This is a genomic window from Blastococcus sp. SYSU DS0510 (assembly GCF_054050835.1).
Genome location: NZ_JBJHAC010000007.1, coordinates 78,404 through 99,385, shown reverse-complemented (window position 1 = coordinate 99,385; position 20,982 = coordinate 78,404). Strand labels below are relative to the sequence as shown.

16 protein-coding genes are annotated in these 20,982 nt (G+C 74.0%); 1 reads left to right on the top strand and 15 read right to left on the bottom strand.

The annotated features are described in order from the left end of the window. Positions 1-27 precede the first annotated feature (27 nt). The 12 genes from secG to ACI79P_RS07880 form a co-directional block, all read right to left on the bottom strand. On the bottom strand, positions 28-264 hold the full coding sequence (gene secG / locus ACI79P_RS07935) for a preprotein translocase subunit SecG (RefSeq protein WP_456580489.1): 237 nt from the start codon (positions 262-264) through the stop codon (positions 28-30). Positions 265-506: 242 nt separating this feature from the next. Beyond that, the gene (locus ACI79P_RS07930; RefSeq protein WP_456580488.1) at positions 507-2,282 is read right to left on the bottom strand and encodes an ABC transporter substrate-binding protein; all 1,776 of its coding nucleotides are present in this window, start codon (positions 2,280-2,282) and stop codon (positions 507-509) included. 47 nt (positions 2,283-2,329) lie between these two features. Then, positions 2,330-3,151: a triose-phosphate isomerase gene (gene tpiA, locus ACI79P_RS07925; protein WP_456580487.1), complete on the bottom strand. Its 822-nt coding sequence runs from the start codon at positions 3,149-3,151 to the stop codon at positions 2,330-2,332. Between the two features lie 13 nt (positions 3,152-3,164). Further along, complete coding sequence (locus tag ACI79P_RS07920; RefSeq protein ID WP_456580486.1) at positions 3,165-4,358, bottom strand: phosphoglycerate kinase; 1,194 nt, start codon at positions 4,356-4,358, stop codon at positions 3,165-3,167. Continuing rightward, positions 4,358-5,362: a type I glyceraldehyde-3-phosphate dehydrogenase gene (gene gap, locus ACI79P_RS07915; RefSeq protein WP_456580485.1), complete on the bottom strand. Its 1,005-nt coding sequence runs from the start codon at positions 5,360-5,362 to the stop codon at positions 4,358-4,360. Before gap ends, ACI79P_RS07920 begins: the two co-directional genes overlap by 1 nt. Before the next feature lie 334 nt (positions 5,363-5,696). After that, positions 5,697-6,677, bottom strand: coding sequence for a DNA-binding protein WhiA (whiA, locus tag ACI79P_RS07910; RefSeq protein ID WP_091930636.1), 981 nt, complete (start codon positions 6,675-6,677; stop codon positions 5,697-5,699). 134 nt (positions 6,678-6,811) lie between these two features. Next, positions 6,812-7,780, bottom strand: coding sequence for a gluconeogenesis factor YvcK family protein (locus ACI79P_RS07905; RefSeq protein ID WP_456580484.1), 969 nt, complete (start codon positions 7,778-7,780; stop codon positions 6,812-6,814). Then, positions 7,780-8,772, bottom strand: coding sequence for an RNase adapter RapZ (rapZ, locus tag ACI79P_RS07900; protein ID WP_456580483.1), 993 nt, complete (start codon positions 8,770-8,772; stop codon positions 7,780-7,782). The genes ACI79P_RS07905 and rapZ overlap by 1 nt, the downstream gene beginning before the upstream one ends. Beyond that, positions 8,769-10,802: an excinuclease ABC subunit UvrC gene (gene uvrC / locus ACI79P_RS07895; protein ID WP_456580482.1), complete on the bottom strand. Its 2,034-nt coding sequence runs from the start codon at positions 10,800-10,802 to the stop codon at positions 8,769-8,771. Before uvrC ends, rapZ begins: the two co-directional genes overlap by 4 nt. Before the next feature lie 132 nt (positions 10,803-10,934). Continuing rightward, positions 10,935-11,210 (bottom strand): hypothetical protein, encoded by a 276-nt coding sequence (locus tag ACI79P_RS07890; RefSeq protein WP_456580481.1) that lies wholly within the window; start codon positions 11,208-11,210, stop codon positions 10,935-10,937. A 194-nt stretch (positions 11,211-11,404) separates the two neighbouring features. Next, positions 11,405-14,302, bottom strand: coding sequence for an excinuclease ABC subunit UvrA (gene uvrA, locus ACI79P_RS07885; RefSeq protein WP_456580480.1), 2,898 nt, complete (start codon positions 14,300-14,302; stop codon positions 11,405-11,407). Positions 14,303-14,468: 166 nt separating this feature from the next. Further along, entirely contained in the window at positions 14,469-15,974 is a 1,506-nt protein-coding gene (locus ACI79P_RS07880; protein WP_456580479.1) for an amidase, read from the bottom strand. 46 nt (positions 15,975-16,020) lie between these two features. Between ACI79P_RS07880 and ACI79P_RS07875 the strand changes: the two genes are divergently transcribed. Next, positions 16,021-16,686, top strand: coding sequence for an MBL fold metallo-hydrolase (locus ACI79P_RS07875; protein ID WP_456580478.1), 666 nt, complete (start codon positions 16,021-16,023; stop codon positions 16,684-16,686). A gap of 12 nt (positions 16,687-16,698) precedes the next feature. On the opposite strand, the gene ACI79P_RS07870 is transcribed toward ACI79P_RS07875, so the two are convergent. The 3 genes from ACI79P_RS07870 to ACI79P_RS07860 all read right to left on the bottom strand — a co-directional run bounded on the left by ACI79P_RS07870 (position 16,699) and on the right by ACI79P_RS07860 (position 20,970). Then, on the bottom strand, positions 16,699-16,986 hold the full coding sequence (locus ACI79P_RS07870; RefSeq protein WP_456580477.1) for a hypothetical protein: 288 nt from the start codon (positions 16,984-16,986) through the stop codon (positions 16,699-16,701). 108 nt (positions 16,987-17,094) lie between these two features. Further along, a complete protein-coding gene (locus tag ACI79P_RS07865; RefSeq protein WP_456580476.1) occupies positions 17,095-18,750 on the bottom strand; it encodes a M28 family peptidase in 1,656 nt (551 codons plus the stop codon). Positions 18,751-19,008: 258 nt separating this feature from the next. Next, complete coding sequence (locus ACI79P_RS07860) at positions 19,009-20,970, bottom strand: S9 family peptidase (RefSeq protein ID WP_456580475.1); 1,962 nt, start codon at positions 20,968-20,970, stop codon at positions 19,009-19,011. Between the last annotated feature and the right edge of the window lie 12 nt (positions 20,971-20,982).

Here is a 20,982-nt window from a genome sequence, read left to right as displayed (position 1 = left end):
CTGTGAAGCAGGCCACGTCGGGCAAGGTCAGGGATTCACCTTGATCAGGATGCCCAGGGCGACGATGCAGACCGTCCAGACGATCGCGGTGAGCACGGTCAGGCGGTTGAGGTTCTTCTCCACGACCGACGACCCGGACAGCGAAGAGGACACCGAGCCCCCGAACATCGAGGACAGCCCGCCCCCCTTGCCGCGGTGCAGCAGGATGAGCACCACGAGCAGCAGGCTGCTGAGGACCAGCAGCACGTTGAGGACCAGCTCCATTGACCTCTCCGGAAGTGTCGGCGACCGGCGACGGACGCCAGCTGTCGGTTCGAGCGTAGCCGACGGTCGACGGTGCACCGGTCAGCACTGCCGGTGCCGCCCGCGGCCGTCAGCGGACGACCCACCGGCCCGCTCCCGCGCCCCGGTCCAGGAAGGACCCCGCTGCCCCCCACCGCTCGCTCGCGGCGGGACCCCGCAGCGCGGCCACTGGACCGTTCCCCGCTGCGATGCTCCCGCGGCTGTCAGCGGACGCCGGCGGTGGCGACGTCGTAACCGTCGTAGGGGTGCATCACCAGGCCGTTGCGCAGCCGCTGCCCCGCCAGCAGCTGGATGCGGGTCTCGGCGAGCGGCACGTAGGCCGCCCGCGCCTGGGCCGCCACGGCGACCTCGGCCCACTCCGCCTCGCCCGCCCGTGCCCGGTCGACCAGAACGTCGACCTCCGGGTCGGCCAGCCGCGCGTAGTTCGGGTTGCCGACCCGGGCGATGCTGCGCCCGTCGACCAGCGGCACGAGGAACGACCCGGGCGTCGGGAAATCCGCGGTCCGGGTGGCCAGGATCAGGCCGTAGCCGCTGGCGGCGACGTTGTCGGGGTTGCCGACGTCGGTGGCGTAGAAGGTCGCGGGGTCCAGCGGGCGCACCTCGACGTCGATCCCGACCTCGCCGAGCTGGGTGGCGATCTCCTCGGCGACGTCGACGCTGCTGCTCACGTCGGGGACCGCGAGGACGGTGGCGAACCCGTCGGGCCGCCCGCACTCCTCCAGGGCCGCCCGGGCCGCGGCCAGGTCCGGACCCTCGGCGCCGCCCTCGGGGCCGCCGGACAGGACCCGCGGCCACAGCGAGCTGCTGCGCACCGCGTCGACCGCCCCGCCGAGCGCATCCTGGACGCCGCGCCGGTCGACGGCGGCCGCGACGGCGGTCCGGCAGCCGGCGTCGTCCATGGGCGCGACGTCCGTGGGCAGCGCGAGCAGGCGGACGGCGCCGGTCGTGACGTCGTCCACCCGGTCCATCAGCTGCTCCCCGTCCTCACCGGCGAGGCGCACCGTGGTGGCGGGCATGACCCCGGTGCCGGAGATGTCCAGGTCGGCGGAGCCGGCGAGCAGCGCCTGGTCGCGCGCCAACCCGGAGAGCCCCGTGCGCACCACCACGCTGTCGGGCAGCGCCGTGCGCACCTCGTCGGTCGCCGGGTCCCACTCCGGGTTCCGCTCCAGCAGGATGCCGGTCTCCGGGTCCACCGAGGTGATCGCGTAGGGCCCGGAGGACACCGGGTCGGCGCCGTACTCACCGCGGGTGTCGGCCTCGGCCGGCACCGGGCCGGCCGACGGCAGCGCCAGCACGTAGGGCAGCTCCGGCTGCGCGGTGCGCAGCCGGAAGACGACGGTGCGGTCGTCGGGCGTCTCGATGGAGGTGAGGTCGGGGTCGTCCTCGTCGGTCGAGTACGGCCCCGGGTAGGGGTTGGCCGGGTCGTCGAGCAGGCCCACCAGGTAGGTCGGCCCACCGACGATCACGTCCGACGCGAACGACCGCTGGATCCCGTACTTCACGTCGGCGCTGGTGATGGGGCGGCCGTTCTCGAAGCGGACGCCCTCCTTCAGCGTGAAGGTCCACGTCAGCCCGTCCTCGGAGACGGTGCCGAGGTCGGTGGCGAGGTCGGGCACCAGTTCGGTGGTGCCCCCCGCCTCGCTCGAGTACGTGACCAGGGTCCGGGTGTAGAGCCGCATGAGGTTCCACACGCCCGGCAGGTAGGAGCGCTGCGGGTCCAGGCTGTCGACGGCGGGCGCGACCACCCGCAGCGTGCCGCCGCGCTGGTCCGACGGCGACCGCACGCCCTCGATGCCGGCGTCGGGGCCGTCGGCGAGCACCGGCACGTCGGCGCGCCCGCCCGTGCTGCCGAGGCAGCTCACGGCGAGGACCACGACCAGCGTGATCACCGCGGCGGAGGCCAGCAGGCGCCGACGCGACCAGCCCCGCGCCCAGGGCGGGAGCCGGTCGGTCCACCGCTCCAGCGTCGAAGGCTCCACCTGCTGCCCACCCCCATCCGTGTCCGGCCGGCGGCGGGCAGCAGGGTTCAGCTACCCCCGGCGGCGATCCGGCAGATCTGCGCGAACTCCTCGGCGTCCAGGCTGGCCCCGCCGACGAGTGCGCCGTCGACGTCCGCCCCGGCCAGGATCCCGGCCGTGTTGGCGGCCTTCACCGACCCGCCGTAGAGGATACGGACCGTGGCCGCGCTGTCACTCCCGAAGCGCTCGGCGAGCCGCGCGCGCAGGGCGCCGCAGACCTCCTGCGCGTCCTCCGGGGTGGCTACCTCGCCGGTGCCGATCGCCCACACGGGTTCGTAGGCGAGCACGACGCCACCGCCGGGCCCGGCGACCTGCTCGGCCGTGAGCCCCTCGAGGGCGGCGTCCAGCTGACCGGTGCAGTGGGCGACGTGGGTGCCGGCCTTGCGGACGTCGAGCCCCTCCCCCACGCAGAGGATCGGCACGATGCCGTGCCGCAGGCTGCTGCGCAGCTTGGCGGCGACGACCGCGTCGTCCTCGTCGTGCAGCGCGCGCCGCTCGGAGTGCCCGACGGTCACGTAGCCGCAGGCCAGGGCGCTCAGCATCGCGCCGCTGACGTCACCGGTGTAGGCGCCGGAGTCGTGGGGCGAGAGGTCCTGCGCGCCGTAGCCGATGTCCAGCTTGTCGCCGGCCACCAGCGTCTGCACGCTGCGCAAGGCGGTGAACGGCGGGAGGACGACGACCTCGGCCGCCTCGAGCTCCTCCTCCTTGAGCGAGAAGACCACCTTCTGGACCAGGCCGATGGCCTCCAGGTGGGTCATGTGCATCTTCCAGTTGCCGGCGATGAGCGGCCGGCGGCCCTCGCGGGCCGGGGTGGGACGCGTGCGTGCCATGTCCGCTCCTCGCTCAGTCGGCCAGCACCGCGAGGCCCGGGAGGTCCCGGCCCTCGAGGTACTCCAGCGACGCGCCGCCACCGGTGCTGATGTGCCCGTACGCGTTCTCGTCGAGGCCGAGCACCCGCACCGCGGCGGCAGAGTCCCCGCCGCCCACGACCGACAGCCCGGCGACGGCGGAGACCGCCTGCGCCACGCCGCGGGTGCCGGCCTGGAAGGGCGCCAGCTCGAAGACGCCCATGGGGCCGTTCCAGAACACGGTGCGCGCGTCGCCCAGGGTGCTGCCGAACAGCTCCACGGTGCGCGGCCCCACGTCGAGCCCCATCTGGTCCCCGGGGATGGCGTCGACGGCCACGATCGTGGTCGGGGCGTCCGCGCCGAACTCCGGCGCGCAGACGACGTCGACGGGGAGCACGATCCGGTCGCCGGCCTCGGAGAGCAGCCGGCGGCAGGTCTCCACCTGGTCGGCCTCCAGGAGCGACGTGCCGACCTCGTGGCCCTGCGCGGCCAGGAAGGTGAAGCACATCCCGCCGCCGACGAGCAGCCGGTCGACCTTGGGCAGCAGCGCCTCGATCACCGCCAGCTTGTCGCTGACCTTGGACCCGCCCAGCACCACCACGTAGGGCCGCTCGGGGTCGGTGGTCAACCGGGTGAGCACCTCGAGCTCGCGGGCGACGAGGCGGCCCGCGTAGTGCGGGATCCGCTCGGCGACGTCGAACACCGAGGCGTGCGCGCGGTGCACCGCGCCGAAGGCGTCGTCCACGTAGACGTCGGCCAGCGCCGCGAGCCGCTCGGCGAAAGCGGCCCGCTCGGCGTCGTCCTTCGACGTCTCCGCGGCCTCGAACCGCACGTTCTCCAGCAGGAGGACGTCGCCGTCCCCGAGGCCGGCGGCCTTGGCCTGCGCGTCCTCGCCGGCCACGTCGGTGGCGAGCGGCACGGTCGTGCCGAGCAGCTCGCCCAGGCGGGCGGCCACCGGCGCGAGCGAGAACTGCGGGTCCGGCGTGCCCTTGGGGCGGCCCAGGTGCGCCGCCACGATCACGCGGGCCCCGGCCTCCCGCAGCGCCTTCAGGGTCGGCAGGCTCGCGCGGATCCGGCCGTCGTCGGTGATCTCGCGCGTCTGCTTGTCCAGCGGGACGTTCAGGTCGGCGCGCAGCAGCACGCGCCGACCCGAGACGCCCTCGGCGATGAGGTCGTCGACGGAGCGCATCAGAGGGACTTGCCGACCAGGGTGGTGAGGTCGACGAGGCGGTTCGAGTAGCCCCACTCGTTGTCGTACCAGCCCAGGACCTTGACCATCGGGCCGAAGACCTTGGTGAGCTTCGCGTCGTAGATGCACGACGACGGGTCGGTGACGATGTCGGACGAGACGATCGGCGCGTCGGTGTAGGTGAGGTACTTGCCCAGCGGCCCGGCGGCGGCCTCGCGGTAGGCGGCGTCGATCTCGTCGGCCGAGGCCTCGCGGGAGACCTGGACCGTGAGGTCGGTGGCCGAGCCGGTCGGCACGGGGACCCGGATGGCGTAGCCGTCGAGCTTGCCCTTGAGCTCCGGGAGCACCAGGCCGATCGCCTTGGCCGCGCCCGTGGACGTCGGCACCATGTTGAGGGCGGCGGCGCGCGCACGGCGCAGGTCCTTGTGCGGACCGTCCTGCAGGTTCTGGTCGGCGGTGTAGGCGTGGATGGTGGTCATCAGGCCGCGCTCGATGCCGAACGCGTCGTTGAGGACCTTGGCCAGCGGCGCCAGGCAGTTGGTGGTGCACGACGCGTTGCTGATGATCGTCTGCGAGCCGTCGTACAGGTCGTCGTTGACCCCCATGACGATGGTGATGTCGTCATCGGTGGCCGGCGCGGAGATGATGACCTTCTTGGCGCCACCGGCGTCCACGTGCTTGCGGGCGTCGGCGGCCTTGGTGAAGAAGCCGGTCGACTCGACGACGACGTCGACGCCGAGGTCGCCCCAGGGCAGGTTGGCCGGGTCGCGCTCGGAGAGGACCTTCATGGTCTTCCCACCGATGCTGATGCCGTCGCCGTCGGCCGCGACCTCCTCCTTGAGGACGCCGAGGATGCTGTCGTACTTCAGCAGGTGGGCCAGGGCCTCGTTGCTGGTCAGGTCGTTGACCGCCACGATCTCGATGTCCTGACCGCTGGCCGCGGCGGCCCGCCAGAAGTTGCGGCCGATCCGGCCGAATCCGTTGATGCCTACCCGGACCGTCACTGCAGACCTCCCATGGAACCGTCACGTCGGTTGCCGCACGGACCGCGCGGCCTCGCTCGGTGCAGACCCTATCGGTCCCGCCGCGACGCGGCCCCCGCTCCCTGGTGATCAGGTCACCTGATCGACAGGGGTCCTGACCCAGCTCTGGAACGGCCTCGCCGGCGACGTGCTGGAACGCCCCCGCCGGCGACGAGCTGGAACGCCCCCGCCGGCGACGTGCTGGAACGGCCCCCGCCGGCGACGTGCTGGAACGGCCCCCGCCGGCGACGTGCTGGAACGGCCTCGTCCCGGGTCCCGCCCTGAGCCTGCGAAGGGTGGGAAGGACGAGGTCCTTCTACTGGGCCAGCATGTCGTCGGTGACGACGGACTCCGTGTCGGGGATGCCGAGGTCCTTGGCCCGCTTGTCGGCCATGGCCAGCAGCCGCCGGATGCGACCGGCGACGGCGTCCTTGGTCATCGGCGGGTCGGCCCGCTGACCGAGCTCTTCCAGCGAGGCCTGACCGAACTCCAGGCGCAGCCGGCCGGCGACGAGCAGGTGCTCGGGCGCGTCCTCGCCGAGGATCTCCAGGGCGCGCTCGACCCGCGCGCTGGCGGCGACGGCGGCCCGCGCGGACCTGCGCAGGTTCGCGTCGTCGAAGTTGGCCAGGCGGTTCGCGGTGGCCCGCACCTCGCGGCGCATGCGCCGCTCCTCCCAGGCCAGCACCGCGTCGTGGGCGCCCATGCGGGTCAGCAGCGCGCTGATCGCGTCACCGTCCCGGACGACGACGCGGTCGGCGCCGCGGACCTCGCGGGCCTTGGCGGCGATCCCCAGCCGGCGGGCCGCGCCGACGAGCGCCATGGCCGCCTCCGGCCCCGGGCAGGTGACCTCGAGCGAGGACGAGCGGCCGGGCTCGGTCAGCGAGCCGTGGGCGAGGAAGGCACCGCGCCAGGCCGCCTCGGCGTCGTTGATGCTGCCGGAGACGACCGCCGGTGGGAGCCCGCGCACCGGGCGGCCGCGCTGGTCGACCAGGCCGGTCTGGCGGGCCAGACCCTCGCCGTGCTTGGCGATGCGGACGAGGTAGCGCACACCGCGGCGGATGTTCCCGCCCGCGAGCACGCTGACACCGCTGGTGTAGCCGTAGACCTCGCTGATGTCCCGGCGCAGCCGCCGGGCGACCGAGCCGGTGTCCAGCTCCGCCTCGATGACGACGCGGCCACCGACGATGTGCAACCCGCCGGAGAACCGCAGCAGCGCGGTCACCTCGGCCTTGCGCTCGGAGGTCTTCGTGCACTCCACCCTGGAGAGCTCGTCCTTCACCATGGCGGTCATCGCCATGCCGTCCACCCCCACGTTCCTCCGGAGGTATCCGCCCCCGCAGTCCGGGTCAGCGTCACGTACGCCGTCCCCTCTCCCCCTCGTGCCGGCCGGTCGACCGTCCACCTGGTACCCGCTCGCACTCCGCTATCCGTTCACCGCAAGCCGACCACGGATGCCAGCGCCGCGGACAGCCGCCCCGGGTCGTGCCGCGGCGCACCGTCCGGCTCGGCGACCGGCGCCAGCAGCAGCTCGGCACCGCACCCGCGGACCGCCTCAAGGAGACCACGGCGGTCAACAACCGACTCCACGTCCGCGACCACCGTGTGCAACGCCACTCCGTCCAGGTGCGCCTGCAGCACCGCCAGGTGCTCCTCCGGGGAGAAGCCGTCCGTCTCGCCGGGCTGCGGTTCCAGGTTGAGCACCACCACCACCCGGGCACCGGAGGCCGCCAGCGCCGCGCGGAGCCGCGGCACGAGCAGGTGCGGCAGCACCGAGGTGTACCAGGAACCCGGGCCGAGGGAGACGACGTCGGCCGCGGCGATGGCGTCGAGCACCGCCGGGTGCACCACCGGGTCGGCGGGCGCCAGCCGGATCTCCCGGACCCGGCCGGGGGTCGCAGCGATCGCCGCCTGCCCGCGGATGGTGCGCACGCGCGCCGGGTCGTCGGGGTCGGCGGTCTCCACCCGGGCGACGAGGTCCAGCGGCTCGTCGGCCATGGGCAGCACGCGACCGGAGGCGCCGACGAGCACGCACATCTCGTCGAGGGCGCGGACGGTGTCGCCGCCGAACATCTCGGCCAGCCCGGTCAGCAGCAGGTTGCCGACCGGGTGGCCGGCGAGCACGCCGCTGCCGCCGAAGCGGTGCTGGAAGAGCGCGGCGAGGGTCTGCTCGCGCTCGGCCTCCCCGGCCAGGGCCGCGAGGGCCATGCGGAGGTCACCGGGGGGCAGCACCGGCATCTCGCGCCGGATCCGCCCCGACGAACCGCCGTCGTCGGCGACCGTGACCACGGCGGTCAGCTCGGGGGTGATCCTCCGCCACGCCGCCAGCGCCGCCGCGAGCCCGTGACCGCCGCCGAAGGCGACCACCCGGGGCGCCCGCCCCGGGAACGTCGTCCCGCCCACTACTCGCGTCCCAGGTCGCGGTGCCGGGCCACGGCGGCGATGCCCTCGGCGTGCAGCCGTCGGGCGAACTCCTCGGCGATCGCGACGCTGCGGTGCTTCCCGCCGGTGCAGCCGACCGCGAGCGTGAGGTAGCGCTTGCCCTCCCGCCGGTAGCCGGGCAGCAGGAGCCGGAGCACCTCGCTGTACCGGTCCAGGAAGTCACGGGCGTCCGGCTGCCCGAGGACGTAGTCGCGGACGTCGGCGTCGCGCCCGCTGTGCGCGCGGAGCTCGGGCACCCAGTGCGGGTTGGGCAGGAAGCGGGCGTCCACCACGAGGTCGGCGTCCAGGGGGAGCCCGTACTTGAAGCCGAAGCTCATCACCGTCGCGGTCAGCGGCGGGGTGCGGCCGTCGCGCGCGAAGGCGTTCTCCAGCGTGGCGCGCAGCTGGTGGACGTTGAGGTCGCTGGTGTCGACCCAGAGGTCCGCCTCGCCGGCGATGCCGGTGAGCAGCGCCCGCTCCTCGGTGATCCCGTCGGTGAGCGTGCCGTTGCCCTGCAGCGGGTGCTCCCGGCGGTTGGACTCGTAGCGGCGGACCAGGACCTCGTCGCGGGCGTGGACGTAGACCACGCGCGGCCGGTGCCCGGCCGCCGAGAGGACCCGGATCGCCTCCTCCAGGTCGCTGGAGAAGGCGCGGCTGCGGACGTCGACGACGGCGGCGAACCGGCGCAGGTCACCACGGGCGCCCAGCTCCACCATGGGCAGCAGGAGCGCCGGCGGCAGGTTGTCGACGACGAACCAGCCGAGGTCCTCGAGGACGCGCCCGGCGCTGTTCTTCCCGGCGCCGGAGAGCCCGGTGACGACCACGACCTCGAGCGGCTGGACCTCGGTGCTGGCGGGATCCATCGCCGGCGAGAGGCCGTTCTGCGGCCCCACCGCCGGCGCTCCGGAGACCTCGGCGCCGGCCCCCCCGACGGCCGACTCGTCCGCCGGCACCGAGCCGGTGCCGGCGGTCACGAGGCCACCCGGCCGACCTCGGCGGTGTCGCCGGAGCCGGCGCGCGGGACGCCCTGCTCGGCCGGGCCCTGCGGCGCCAGGCTGGTCTCCGCCGGGGGCTGCCCCTCCTCGGGCGCCGGAGCCGGCTCCGCGACCGCCACCTGCACCGCCTCCGCCGTCCGCCGGCCGATCCCCGGCACCGCCATGAGCTCCTCCACTGTCGCGGCGCGCAACCGCTTGAGCGATCCGAACTGCTTCATCAACGCCTTCCGTCGCGTCTCCCCGAGCCCGGGGACGTCGTCCAGGAGCGACACCAGCATGCTGGTGGACCGCTTCTGCCGGTGGTAGGTGATCGCGAACCGGTGCGCCTCGTCGCGCACCCGCTGCAGCAGGTAGAGCGCCTCGGAGGTGCGCGGCAGGATGACCGGGTCGCTCTCCCCCGGCAGCCAGACCTCCTCCATGCGCTTGGCCAGGCCGCAGACCGCGACGTCGACGACCCCGAGCTCGTCGAGGGAGCGGGCGGCGGCGGCGACCTGCGGGGCACCGCCGTCGACGACGAGCAGGTTCGGCGGGTAGGCGAATCTGCGCGGCCGCCCCTCCTCCGCGGCGATGCCCTGCTCGTCCCGGCGGTCCGCCTCGTCCTTGAGGTGGCGGGCGAAACGGCGGCGGACGACCTCGGCCATCGCCGCGGTGTCGTCGGTGCCCTCCGTGACGGAGAAGCGCCGGTAGTCCGACTTCTTCGCCAGTCCGTCCTCGAAGACGACCATCGACGCGACCACGTTCGTGCCCTGCACGTGGCTGATGTCGATGCACTCGATCCGCAGCGGCGCGTCGGGGAGCTCCAGCGCCTCCTGGAGCTCCGAGAGCGCCAGGGAGCGGGCGGTGAGGTCGCTGGACCGCTTCACCCGGTGCCGGGCGAACGCCTCCTTGGCGTTGCGCTCGACGGTCTCCATGAGGCTGCGCTTGTCCCCGCGCTGGGGGACGCGCAGCGAGACCCGGCCACCGCGCAGCTCCTCGAGCAGCTCGACGTAGACGTCGGCGTCGGCGGGCAGCTCGGGCACCAGCACCTCGCGGGGCACCGCCTCGCCGGCCTCGCCGACGCCGGTCTGCTCGTCGACCCCGCCGTAGACCTGCAGGAGGAACTGCTCCACCAGCTCGCCGGTGGTGACGTCCTCGACCTTGTCGATGATCCAGCCGCGCTGACCCCGGACGCGGCCCCCGCGGACGTGGAAGACCTGGACGGCGGCCTCGAGCTCGTCCTGCGCGAACGCGACGACGTCGGCGTCGGTGCCGTCACCGAGGACGACGGCCTGCTTCTCCATCGCCCGCTTGAGCGCGCCGATGTCGTCCCGCAGCCGCGCGGCCCGCTCGTACTCCATCGCCTCGGCGGCCTCGCCCATCTCGCGCTCGAGCCGCTTGATCATCGACTCGGTGCGGCCGGCCATGAAGTCGCAGAAGTCGTCGACGATCCGGCGGTGCTCCTCGGCGCTCACCCTGCCGACGCAGGGCGCGGCGCACTTGCCGATGTAGCCGAGCAGGCAGGGGCGGCCGATCTGGCCGGCCCGCTTGAAGACCCCGGTGGAGCAGGTGCGGGCGGGGAAGACGCGGGTCAGGGTGTCGAGGGTCTCGCGGATGGCCCAGGCGTGGGCGTAGGGGCCGAAGTAGCGCACGCCCTTCTTCTTCGGGCCGCGCATGACCTGCAGCCGCGGGTACTCCTCGTTCAACGTCACGGCGAGGCTGGGGTAGCTCTTGTCGTCGCGGTAGCGGACGTTGAACCGCGGGTCGAACTCCTTGATCCAGTTGTACTCGAGCTGCAGCGCCTCGACCTCGGTGCCGACGACGGTCCACTCGACGCTCGACGCCGTCGTCACCATCTGGCGGGTGCGCGGGTGCAGGCCCGCGACGTCGGCGAAGTAGCTGTTCAGCCGCTGGCGGAGGCTCTTGGCCTTGCCCACGTAGATGACGCGACCGTTGGGGTCGCGGAACCTGTAGACGCCCGGGGACTCCGGGATGGAGCCGACCGCCGGGCGGTACGTGGACGGGTCGGCCATGTCTCCACACTAGGTCGCGCCACCGACACGCCGTCAGCGAGCGCACCCGCCCGCCCCAACCGCCCCAGCGGCCCCGGGCGCGCGCCGACCCGGTCCGGTGGCACCGCACCGGACCGGGCTCGCACGGGTGCGTCAGCCGGCGGGGCGGGACCGCCAGGAGGTGTGCGCGACGATCCCGGCGGTCGCGCGCTGCGCGAGGCGCACCGCCCGGCGGCCGAGCACCAGCGCCGAGACGACGGCGGCGCCGCCGGCGGTGAACGCCATGGCGCCGGTCGCGCCGCTGCCGACCGCGCTCGCGGACGCCGCGAGCACGGCGAGCAGGACGATGGTGGACCGCACGCCGCCACCGGACACGGGCGAGCCGCAGTTGGACAGGTCGGGGTCGCAGTCGGGCGTCAGCGCACTCATCGCTGTCCTCCTCCGAGGGACTCCGCCACCCCATCCGGTCGGCCGGGGTGACGTCGGTCACACCGAGAGTACGGCGAGTGAGGCGCCGGCTCAACCCCCTGCGTCGACCGCGCCCCGGACCGGCGACGCATCCCTCCGAGAGCGACGGCCCGCGCTCCCCCCGGGGAACGCGGGCCGTCGGCGACGCCGGTCGGTCAGCTCGCCTTCTTGCGCACCCGCTTCTTCACCGGGCCGGCCGCCGCCGCGGCGATCGCGTCGGCGTCGAGCAACGGCGCCAGGTAGCGGCCGGTGTGGCTCTCCGGCACCGAGGCGACGAACTCCGGGGTGCCCTCCGCGACGACGGTGCCGCCGCGGAAGCCGCCCTCCGGCCCCATGTCGATGAGCCAGTCGGCGCTCTTGATGACGTCGAGGTTGTGCTCGATGACGATCACCGAGTTGCCCTTGTCGACCAGGCTCTGCAGGACCAGCAGCAGCTTGCGGATGTCCTCGAAGTGCAGGCCGGTGGTCGGCTCGTCGAGGACGTAGATGCTGCGCCCGTTCGACCGCTTCTGCAGCTCGCTGGCGAGCTTCACCCGCTGCGCCTCACCGCCGGAGAGCGTGGTCGCGGGCTGGCCCAGCCGGACGTAGCCCAGCCCCACGTCGGTGAGCGTGCGCAGGTAGCGGGCGATCGCCGGGATGGCCGCGAAGAAGTCCGCCGCCTCCTCGATCGGCATGTCCAGGACCTCGGAGACGGTCTTCCCCTTGTAGTGCACCTCGAGGGTCTCCCGGTTGAACCGGGCGCCCTTGCAGACCTCGCAGGGCACGTACACGTCGGGCAGGAAGTTCATCTCGATCTTCAGCGTGCCGTCGCCCGAGCACGCCTCGCAGCGGCCGCCCTTGACGTTGAAGGAGAAGCGGCCCGGAAGGTACCCCCGGACCTTCGCCTCGGAGGTCTGGGCGAACAGCTTGCGGACGTGGTCCCACACACCGGTGTACGTGGCCGGGTTCGACCGCGGGGTGCGGCCGATCGGCGACTGGTCGACGTGCACGACCTTGTCCAGGTGCTCCAGCCCGGTGACGGTGCGGTGCCGGCCGGGCACCAGCCGCGCCCGGTTGAGCTCGTTGGCCAGGACGCTGTAGAGGATGTCGTTGACCAGGCTGGACTTGCCCGAGCCCGACACCCCGGTGACCGCCACCATGCAACCGAGCGGGAAGGTGACGTCGACGCCGCGCAGGTTGTTCTCGCGGGCGCCCTTCACCACCAGCTCGCGCCCGGGCGTGATCTCGCGACGCTGCTCGGGGACGACGATCTGCTTGCGGCCGGACAGGTACTGGCCGGTCAGCGAGCGCTCGCTGGCGAGGAGCTCCTCGACCGTGCCGCTGACGACGACCTCGCCGCCGTGCTCACCGGCACCGGGGCCGATGTCCACCACCCAGTCGGCCATCTTGATGGTGTCCTCGTCGTGCTCCACGACGATCAGCGTGTTGCCCATGTCCCGCAGCCGCACGAGGGTCTCGATCAGCTTGGTGTTGTCCCGCTGGTGCAGCCCGATCGAGGGCTCGTCCAGCACGTAGAGGACGCCGACGAGCCCGGAGCCGATCTGGGTGGCCAGGCGGATGCGCTGCGCCTCCCCACCGGCCAGCGTGGCCGCCGGGCGGTCGAGGGAGAGGTAGTCGAGGCCGACGTCGACGAGGAAGGAGAGCCGGGCCTGGATCTCGCGCAGCACGCGGTCGGCGATCGCCTTCTCCCGCTCCCCCAGCTCCAGCGCGCCCAGCCACTGCGACGCCTCGCCGATGGAGAGGTTGGTGACGTCGGCGATGGACCGCCCGTTGAGCTTCACCGCGAGGATCTCGGGCTTCAGCCGGGTGCCGTGGCAGACGGGGCAGGGCACGTCGCGCATGTAGCCCTCGTACTTGTCCCGCATGTACTCGCTGTCGGTGTCGTCGTGCCTGCGCTCGAGGAACGGCAGCACCCCCTCGAACGCGGCGTAGTAGCTGCGCTCGCGGCCGTACCGGTTCTTGTAGCGGACGTGCACCTGGTCGGGCGAGCCGTGCAGGATCGCCTTCTGCACCTTGGCCGGCAGCCGCTCCCACGGCTCGTCCATGGAGAAGCCGATCTGCTGCGAGAGACCGGTGAGCAGCCGGGTGAAGTACTCGTTGCTCATCGAGCTCGACCACGGGGCGATGGCGCCCTGGGCGAGGCTCTTCCCGGGGTCGGGGACGACGAGCTCGGGGTCGACCTCCTTGCGGGTGCCGATGCCGGTGCACTCGCCGCAGGCGCCGAAGGGCGAGTTGAACGAGAACGACCGCGGCTCCAGCGCCTCGAAGGAGAGCCCGTCGTCGACGCAGGCCAGGTGCTCGGAGAAGGTGCGCTCCCGCGCGGGGTCGTCATCGGGCAGGTCGACGAAGTCGAGGACGACCAGGCCGCCGGCGAGGCCCAGCGCGGTCTCCACCGAGTCGGTGAGCCGGCGCTTGGCGCTCTCCTTGACCGTGAGGCGGTCGACGATCACCTCGATGCTGTGCTTCTCCTGCTTCTTCAGGGTCGGCGGCTCGGTGAGCGGGTGCACCGTCCCGTCGACGCGGACGCGGGAGAAGCCCTGGGTCTGCAGCGAGCTGAACAGGTCGACGTACTCGCCCTTGCGGGCGCGGACCACGGGGGCCAGGACCTGGAACCGGGTGCCCTCCTCCATCGCCAGCACCTGGTCGACGATCTGCTGGGGCGTCTGCCGGGAGATCGGCTTGCCGCAGTTCGGGCAGTGCGGCTGGCCCGCCCGCGCGTAGAGCAGGCGCAGGTAGTCGTAGACCTCGGTGATGGTGCCGACGGTCGACCGGGGGTTGCGGTTGGTCGACTTCTGGTCGATCGACACCGCCGGGGAGAGCCCCTCGATGAAGTCGACGTCCGGCTTGTCCATCTGGCCGAGGAACTGGCGGGCGTAGGCCGACAGCGACTCGACGTACCGCCGCTGCCCCTCGGCGAAGATCGTGTCGAAGGCGAGGCTGGACTTGCCCGACCCCGACAGCCCCGTGAACACGATGAGCGCGTCACGAGGGAGGTCGATGTGGACGTCCTTGAGGTTGTGCTCGCGGGCGCCGCGGACGACGAGCCGGTCCATGTGATCCCTGTCGGTCGCTGGTGTGTGGAGCGGTGGTGCGCTGGACGGCGGCCGTCGTGGTCCGGTCGCGGTTCACCCGGTCCAACACCGGCGCGTTCCGCGGTCGTCCACCCGGCGGTGTGAGCTGCGCCCGGTCACCGGGGCCGGGCGCTGCCGGGTCGGGCGCTCAGTCCGGCGTCGCGGTGGGGTCGAAGACGGGCGCGTACCGGCGCCAGGGCCGGCGGGACTCCAGCTCGCCGACGATCCAGAGTAGCCGCTCCTCGGCACCCGGCGGGCCGACGAACTGGACGGGGACCGGGGGCCCGCCGGGCCGGGTGGCGGCCGGCAGGACCGCGGCCGGGATGCCCGCGAGGTTCCACGCCGCCGTCCACGGCGCCCACCGCGCGTTGGCCGTGATGTTGGCCAGGAACCCGCGCTCGTGCCAAGGCCGGGCGGGCAGCGGCGGACCGGTGGTGACCGGGGTGAGCAGCAGATCGAGGACCTCCCCGCCCCCCGACCCCCGCGCGCTCGGGCCGGGCCCCTGCGCGGAGGCCTCGGAGCCGAAGAAGTCGATCATCCGCTGCCGGAACCGCGCCTGCGTGCGGGGCCGGATCAGCCCGAGCCGGCGCACCAGCCGGCCGATGCGGGCGTGGGTGCGGCTGCGGGGCTGCAGGAGGGCGCGGTCGATCCCGAGGAACTCCGCGTCGTCCTCCGCCCCGGCCATCCAGCGCGCGAGCGCGCCGGCCGCGGCCGCGGGGGTGACCGGCGGGTTCCGGCGCACCACCGTGTGCCCCGCCGCCCGCAGCTGGTTGACCACGGCGTCGACCGCCGCGCGGGTGGACTCGTCGGCGCGGACCCCGGGCAGCGGCGACCGGGTGCTGACGGCGATCCGCAGCGGGCGGTCGGGTGCCGCCGGCGCCGACGGCTGCTCCCCCGCGAGCACGGCGTACGCGACCGCGAGGTCGGCCGCCGTCGTGGCCAGCACCCCGTTGACCGCCATGCCCGACCAGTCGTCGGCCCCGATGCCGCCGGGGACCGCCCCGTTGCCCGGCTTGAGCGTGACCAGGCCGCAGGCGGCGGCGGGCAGCCGGAGGGAGCCCATGCCGTCGTTGCCGTGCGCGATCGGGACCGAGCCGGAGGCGACCGCTGCCGCGCTGCCGCCGGAGCTCCCGGCCGGCGAGAGGGCGGTGTCCCAGGGGTTGCGGGTGACCGTGCCGGGGCCGTCGGTGGCGGCGTACAGGCAGAGCTCGGGCACGCGGGTGATGCCGACGACGACCGCGCCGGCCTTGCGCAGCCGCGTCACGATCTCGTGGTCCCGCCGCGCCGGGCCCGCCGGGCAGGCCGGGGAGCCGTCGGTGCAGACCTCGCCGGCCACGGGGATGTTGTCCTTCACCGCGACCGGGACGCCGGCCAGCGGGAGGGCGAAGCGGGTGAGGCTCGCGTCCACCGCGGCCGCCTCGGCCAGCGCCGCCTCGCGCCGCACGACGCGGAAGGCGCCCACCCGCGCGTCGACCGCCTCGATGTGGTCGAGGTGCGCGCGGACCACCTCCACCGCCGTGAGCTCGCCGGCGCGCACCCGGGCGGCGATCTCCGTGGCCGTCAGCCCGACGATCCGCTGCCCGGCCTGCTGCCCACCGGCCCTCTCCCCCGGGGCATCGCCCTGAGCGGTGCCGACACCTCCGCTAGCGTCCATGCCTGGACCGTAACGGCGCCCGCCGACACTTTCCGAACGGAGTCCGATGAGCACCCCGACCTACACCGGAGACGTCACCGTCGGCGGCCCGGCCGACGTCCGCGAGCTGCCGGGCCTGACCGTCGCCAAGGTCGCGGTCAGCGAGATGGCCAACAACGCCTACCTGCTCCGCTGCACCGCGACCGGCGAGGCGCTGCTCGTCGACGCCGCCGACGAGCCGGACGTCCTCCGGGCGCTGGTCGGGGACGCCGACCTGCGCACCGTCGTCACCACGCACGGCCACTGGGACCACCACCGGGCGCTGCCCGACGTGGTCGCCGCGACCGGGGCCGGGACCGTCGCGCACCCCGCCGACGCCCTGGCCCTCCCCGTCCCGGTGACGCGGCCGGTCGAGCACGGGGACACCGTGACCGTCGGCGAGCAGGTGCTCGAGGTCGTGCACCTGCGCGGGCACACGCCGGGCAGCATCGCGCTGGTCTGGCGCGGGCCCGCCGACGCCGGCGTGCACGTCTTCACCGGCGACAGCCTCTTCCCCGGCGGCGTGGGGAAGACGTGGTCCGCGGAGGACTTCGCCAGCCTGATCGACGACGTCGAGCAGCGGCTGTTCGCCGTCCTGCCCGACGACACGTGGGTCTACCCGGGGCACGGCCGGGACACCACCCTGGGGGCCGAGCGCCCGCACCTCCCGGAGTGGCGCGCCCGCGGCTGGTGACCGCCGGCCGGGCTACTCGTCGTCCTCGTCGAAGAGGGCGACGAGCTCGTCGGGGGTGCCCGGGACGTGCAGCGGGAGCACCGAGACCGTCCACTCGGGGCGCTGCCCCTCCACGCCGAGGGCGAGGTCCCACGCCGCCCGCGGGGTGAGCGGGCCGAAACAGGCGTCGTCGCCGTCCTCGCCCAGGTCGACCTCGACCAGCCACTGGTCGGAGAGGTCGGCGGCCAGCTCGGCGAAGTCGGGGTCCGCGTCCTCGTCGGGCTCCGGGGAGTCGATCCGGACGGGGTAGATGAGCGCCATCCTGCGCACGGTAGGCCCCCGGGCCCTGGCCGGCACCCCCGCACGGCGCGAGCCGTCGTCGGCGTCCCCCGGGGGACGCCGACGACGGCTCGCGTTCCGGGAGGTCGATCAGCTCACGATCTCGTGGCCGTGCACGTGGTCGTGCTCGAGACCACCGCCGCCGGCGGGCACGGCGAACGTGCCCTCCGCACCGGCGGGGGCGGGCAGCTCGAACGCCGGCCCGGGGACCGGCCTGCCCTTCACGCCGTTCACCGACTCCGTGGAGAAGGCGAACGTGAGCATCGCGAACGCGATGAGGTCGCTGTTCACGTCCAGTGCGTCCAGCGCGAGGTTGCCGATCTGGTCGCAGGCCTGGTGGTAGCAGGGGTCGAACTGCTCACCCGCGTCCCCGCCCCAGATCGCCGCCTGCTCCTCGGTCTTGCGCACCTCGGCGCCGGTGAAGAGTCCACCGGAGGGGATGCCGGCGTTGATGAACGCCTGGTAGTCGCTGCGGCCGGAGTACTCCGCGTCGTCGTAGGGCACGCCGATCTTGGTGTAGTAGGACTCGTAGACGTCTTCGATCGCCGTCGACCCCGGCGGGATCGGAGCGGAGGCGTCCCAGGTCGACTCGTCCGAGTCGTAGACCATCTGCACGTAGTTCGGCGAGGCCACCATGTCGTAGTTCATGTAGAGCGCGATCCGGTCGAGCTCGCTCTGCGGCTGCTTCGCCACGTAGCTGGCCGAGCCGACCAACCCCTGCTCCTCCGCCGCCCACCAGGCGAACCGCAGGGTGTTGTGCGGCTTGAGGCTGGCCATCGACAGCGCCGTCTCCAGCAGGGCCGCGGAGCCCGACCCGTTGTCGTTGATGCCGGGGCCCTCGGTGACGCTGTCGAGGTGCGCGCCGGCCATGACGACGTTGTTCCTGTCCCGGCCCCGCACCTCGGCGATCACGTTGTAGTCGGTGCGCGTCTCCGCAGGCAACACCTGGACGAACGCGGTGGCGTCCCCCTCCGCGAGGGCGACGCCCTGGTCGAAGCTGGCGCCGACGACGGGGATCCTGTGCGTCACCGTGCTGCCGTCACCGAGCGTGGCGGCGTTGGCGACGATCAGCTCCATGCGGTCGGGGCCGTTGCCCTGGTTGAAGATGACGACGGCCTCCGCTCCCGCGGTCTGCGCGTTGACCACCTTGTCGCCGAAGTTGCAGGTACCGCGCTGGATCAGCGCGACGTCGGAGCCACCGGTCAGGTCCAGCCCGGCGAAGTCGGCGGCCTCGCACCCGCTGCTGGAGGTCGCCCGGTCGCCGTCGATGACGAGGTCCACGGGGACGACCGCGCCTTCCACGGCGCCCGAGCCGCTGCCGGTGAAGACGCCGGTCTCGTACTCGGCCGGGACCGGCGTCAGCTGCCGGAGCACGGCGGGGAAGTTGAAGGTGACCTCCACCGGATCGAGGGTGACGTCCATGCGGGCGTCCTCCAGCAGGCCTGCGATGTACTCGACGCTGTCGGCGTAGCCGTCCGTGCCCGCCGCGCGGCTGCCGGGGTAGACCGGGTCGTCGCTGTCGTCGGCGATCTTCTGGAAGGCCTGCTGGTGCTCGAGGACGTCCTCGAGGTCCACGCACTCGAGCAGCTTGGCGTAGGTGTTGTTGTGCCGGCGGTCGCACGGGTCCCGGGGTGCGGCGGTGGCCGTGGTGACGGGGAGCGCCAGGGCGATCATGAGCCCGCTGGTGCCCAGTGCGATGGTTCGAGCCGCCGTCCGTCGTGCGGACGCGGTCCGTCGTTCGTTCACGCTCGATCCCCTTCGATCGGTGGTCGGCGGCGCAGCCGCCGGGCGCCGGCTCCGTTGCCGGCACCGGCACTCCACCGGAGTGACGGCCCGGTTGCATAGAGGAAGGTTCCGATCCGGAAACCCGCGCGGCCCGCCCGGGGACCTCTTCCCCACCTCGATTGCCGTTCACGACCTGCGACTTCCCGTGTGACGCACGTCACGACACGCCGAGCAACGTCATCGACGCTCAGTGATCGACCGTGACGGCGTGTCGAGGGATCACCTACCGGAGTGGGCTGTGCCGCCGACCGGGAGCCACCGCCCCCACCAGTCGAGAAGGTGTTCCAGGCGCGCCAGCCGGTGCCGGGGCCCACCGGTGTGCGGGAGGTCGTGCCCCTCCCCCGGGAAGAGCAGGAGCTCGGCGGGGACCCCGCGCCGCACCAGCTCGACGTAGAGGCGTTCCCCCTGCTCCGGCGGCGTCCGCTGGTCCTCCTCGCCGTGGACGACCAGCGTGGGCGTGCGGATGCTCCCGGCCCGGGCCAGCGGGCTCTGCGCCCGCAACCGCTCCGGATCGGTCCCGAGGTGGGAGTCGACGAAGCACCAGCCGACGTCGGAGCTGCCGACGAAGCTCTCCGGATCGGTCAACGCGCCCTCGACGACGGCTGCCGCGAAGCGGTCCGTCCGGCCGATCAGCAGGGCGGCGAGGGTGCCGCCGTAGCCCCGCCCCATGACGCCCACCCGCCCGGCGTCGAGCGCCGGGTCGGCGAGCACCGCGTCGAGGAACGCCAGGACGTCGTCGGCGTCCGGGCCGCCCCACGCGCCGCGGACGGCCCGCCCGTGCGCCGCGCCGTAGCCGGCGGACCCGCGCGGGTTGCACCGGACGACGGCGTAGCCGGCCGAGGCGAGCACCTGCGTCTCGTCCAGCAGCTCCCAGCCGTCCTGGCGGAACGGCCCGCCGTGGAGGACGAGCAGCACCGGGTGGGGCCCCTCGCCCGGCGGCAGCGTCACCCAGCCGTGCACCGGGTACCCGTCGGGCGCGTGCGCGCTCCGCTCGTGCATCCGGTGCAGGCGCCCGGTCGCCCCGAGCTCCCGGCCGAACCCGGTGAGCAGCCGGCGTTGCCCGCCGCGCAGGGCCAGCAGCTCGCCGGCCGAGCGGTCGTGCGCCACGGTGGCGACGACGACCGCGCCGGCGGCTCCGATCCCGCGGACGGTGAACGAGCCGTCGACGAGCGTCTCGGGCGGCCCGCCGTCCAGGGGCACCCGCAGGAGCGCCACCGCCCCCCGCCGCTGGTCGCCCACCAGCACCGCCCCGTCGGCCAGCACGGTCGCCGGGGTGCGGTCGCCCCGCGCGTGCTCCTCCGGGTCGAGGATCGGGGTCAGCGGGCCACCGTCGACGGGCACCCGGCACGGCACCGCCGCCCGGGCCGCGGCGTCCACCCCCGCGGGCCCGAGGTCGGGGACGGCGGTGAGCACGATCGAGCCGCCGTCCGGGGTGTACGCGGGCAGCGAGCAGTCGGCGCGCGCCTCCGTGACCCGGCGCAGCCCGGAGCCGTCGGGGCGGACGGCGTGCACGTCCCGGACCAGGTCGGCGCGGTCGTGCCGCGCGGAGACGAAGGCCAGCTCGGCGCCGTCCGGGCGCCAGGTCACGTCGGCGCAGTCGGCGTGCCCCGTGGTCACCTGCACCGGCTCCTGGAGCGGGGCGGCGTCGTCGGCGAAGTCGGCCGGGAGGGGGACGACGAAGACCTGGGCCGGCCGGTCGCGCAGGTGCCCGACCCCCTCCCGCCGATACCCGAGGGTGGTGATCAGCCGGGGCGGCTCCGCCGCCGGCCCGACCCCGGGCACCGTGCCGTACCGGCCCTGCTCGGGCACCCGGGCGACGTAGGCGAGGCGGCGCGAGTCCGGGGCCCACACCGGGGCCCCGGCGCCGAGCAGGTGGCCGGTCAGCCGGCGCGGCGCCCCGCCGGCCGCCGGCAGCACCCGCACCTGGGGACGGCCGCCGGGCTCCGCGCCGAGGTAGGCGATCCACCGCCCGTCCGGGGAGAAGCGGGGGTCGGTGTCGCGGCGACCGGCCGTCAGCGGGCGCGCGGGCGCCGAGCCGTCGGTGGGCACCGCCCACAGCTGGCTGCGGTAGGCGTCGGCCTCCGGATCCGCCCAGCCCACGGCCACCACCGCGATGCGCCCGTCGGGCGAGACCGTCGGCGTCCCCGGCGTCCGCAGGAGGGAGAGGTCCGACGGGCGCATGCCGGCGACGCT

Bases quoted from the DNA above. Each gene is read 5' to 3' on its own strand.
- secG (WP_456580489.1), bottom strand. From the start codon at position 264: ATGGAGCTGGTCCTCAACGTGCTGCTGGTCCTCAGCAGCCTGCTGCTC.
- tpiA (WP_456580487.1), bottom strand. From the start codon at position 3,151: ATGGCACGCACGCGTCCCACCCCGGCCCGCGAGGGCCGCCGGCCGCTC.
- ACI79P_RS07920 (WP_456580486.1), bottom strand. From the start codon at position 4,358: ATGCGCTCCGTCGACGACCTCATCGCCGAGGGCGTCTCGGGTCGGCGC.
- whiA (WP_091930636.1), bottom strand. From the start codon at position 6,677: ATGGCGATGACCGCCATGGTGAAGGACGAGCTCTCCAGGGTGGAGTGC.
- uvrC (WP_456580482.1), bottom strand. From the start codon at position 10,802: ATGGCCGACCCGTCCACGTACCGCCCGGCGGTCGGCTCCATCCCGGAG.
- ACI79P_RS07890 (WP_456580481.1), bottom strand. From the start codon at position 11,210: ATGAGTGCGCTGACGCCCGACTGCGACCCCGACCTGTCCAACTGCGGC.
- uvrA (WP_456580480.1), bottom strand. From the start codon at position 14,302: ATGGACCGGCTCGTCGTCCGCGGCGCCCGCGAGCACAACCTCAAGGAC.
- ACI79P_RS07880 (WP_456580479.1), bottom strand. From the start codon at position 15,974: ATGGACGCTAGCGGAGGTGTCGGCACCGCTCAGGGCGATGCCCCGGGG.
- ACI79P_RS07875 (WP_456580478.1), top strand. From the start codon at position 16,021: ATGAGCACCCCGACCTACACCGGAGACGTCACCGTCGGCGGCCCGGCC.
- ACI79P_RS07870 (WP_456580477.1), bottom strand. From the start codon at position 16,986: ATGGCGCTCATCTACCCCGTCCGGATCGACTCCCCGGAGCCCGACGAG.
- ACI79P_RS07860 (WP_456580475.1), bottom strand. From the start codon at position 20,970: ATGCGCCCGTCGGACCTCTCCCTCCTGCGGACGCCGGGGACGCCGACG.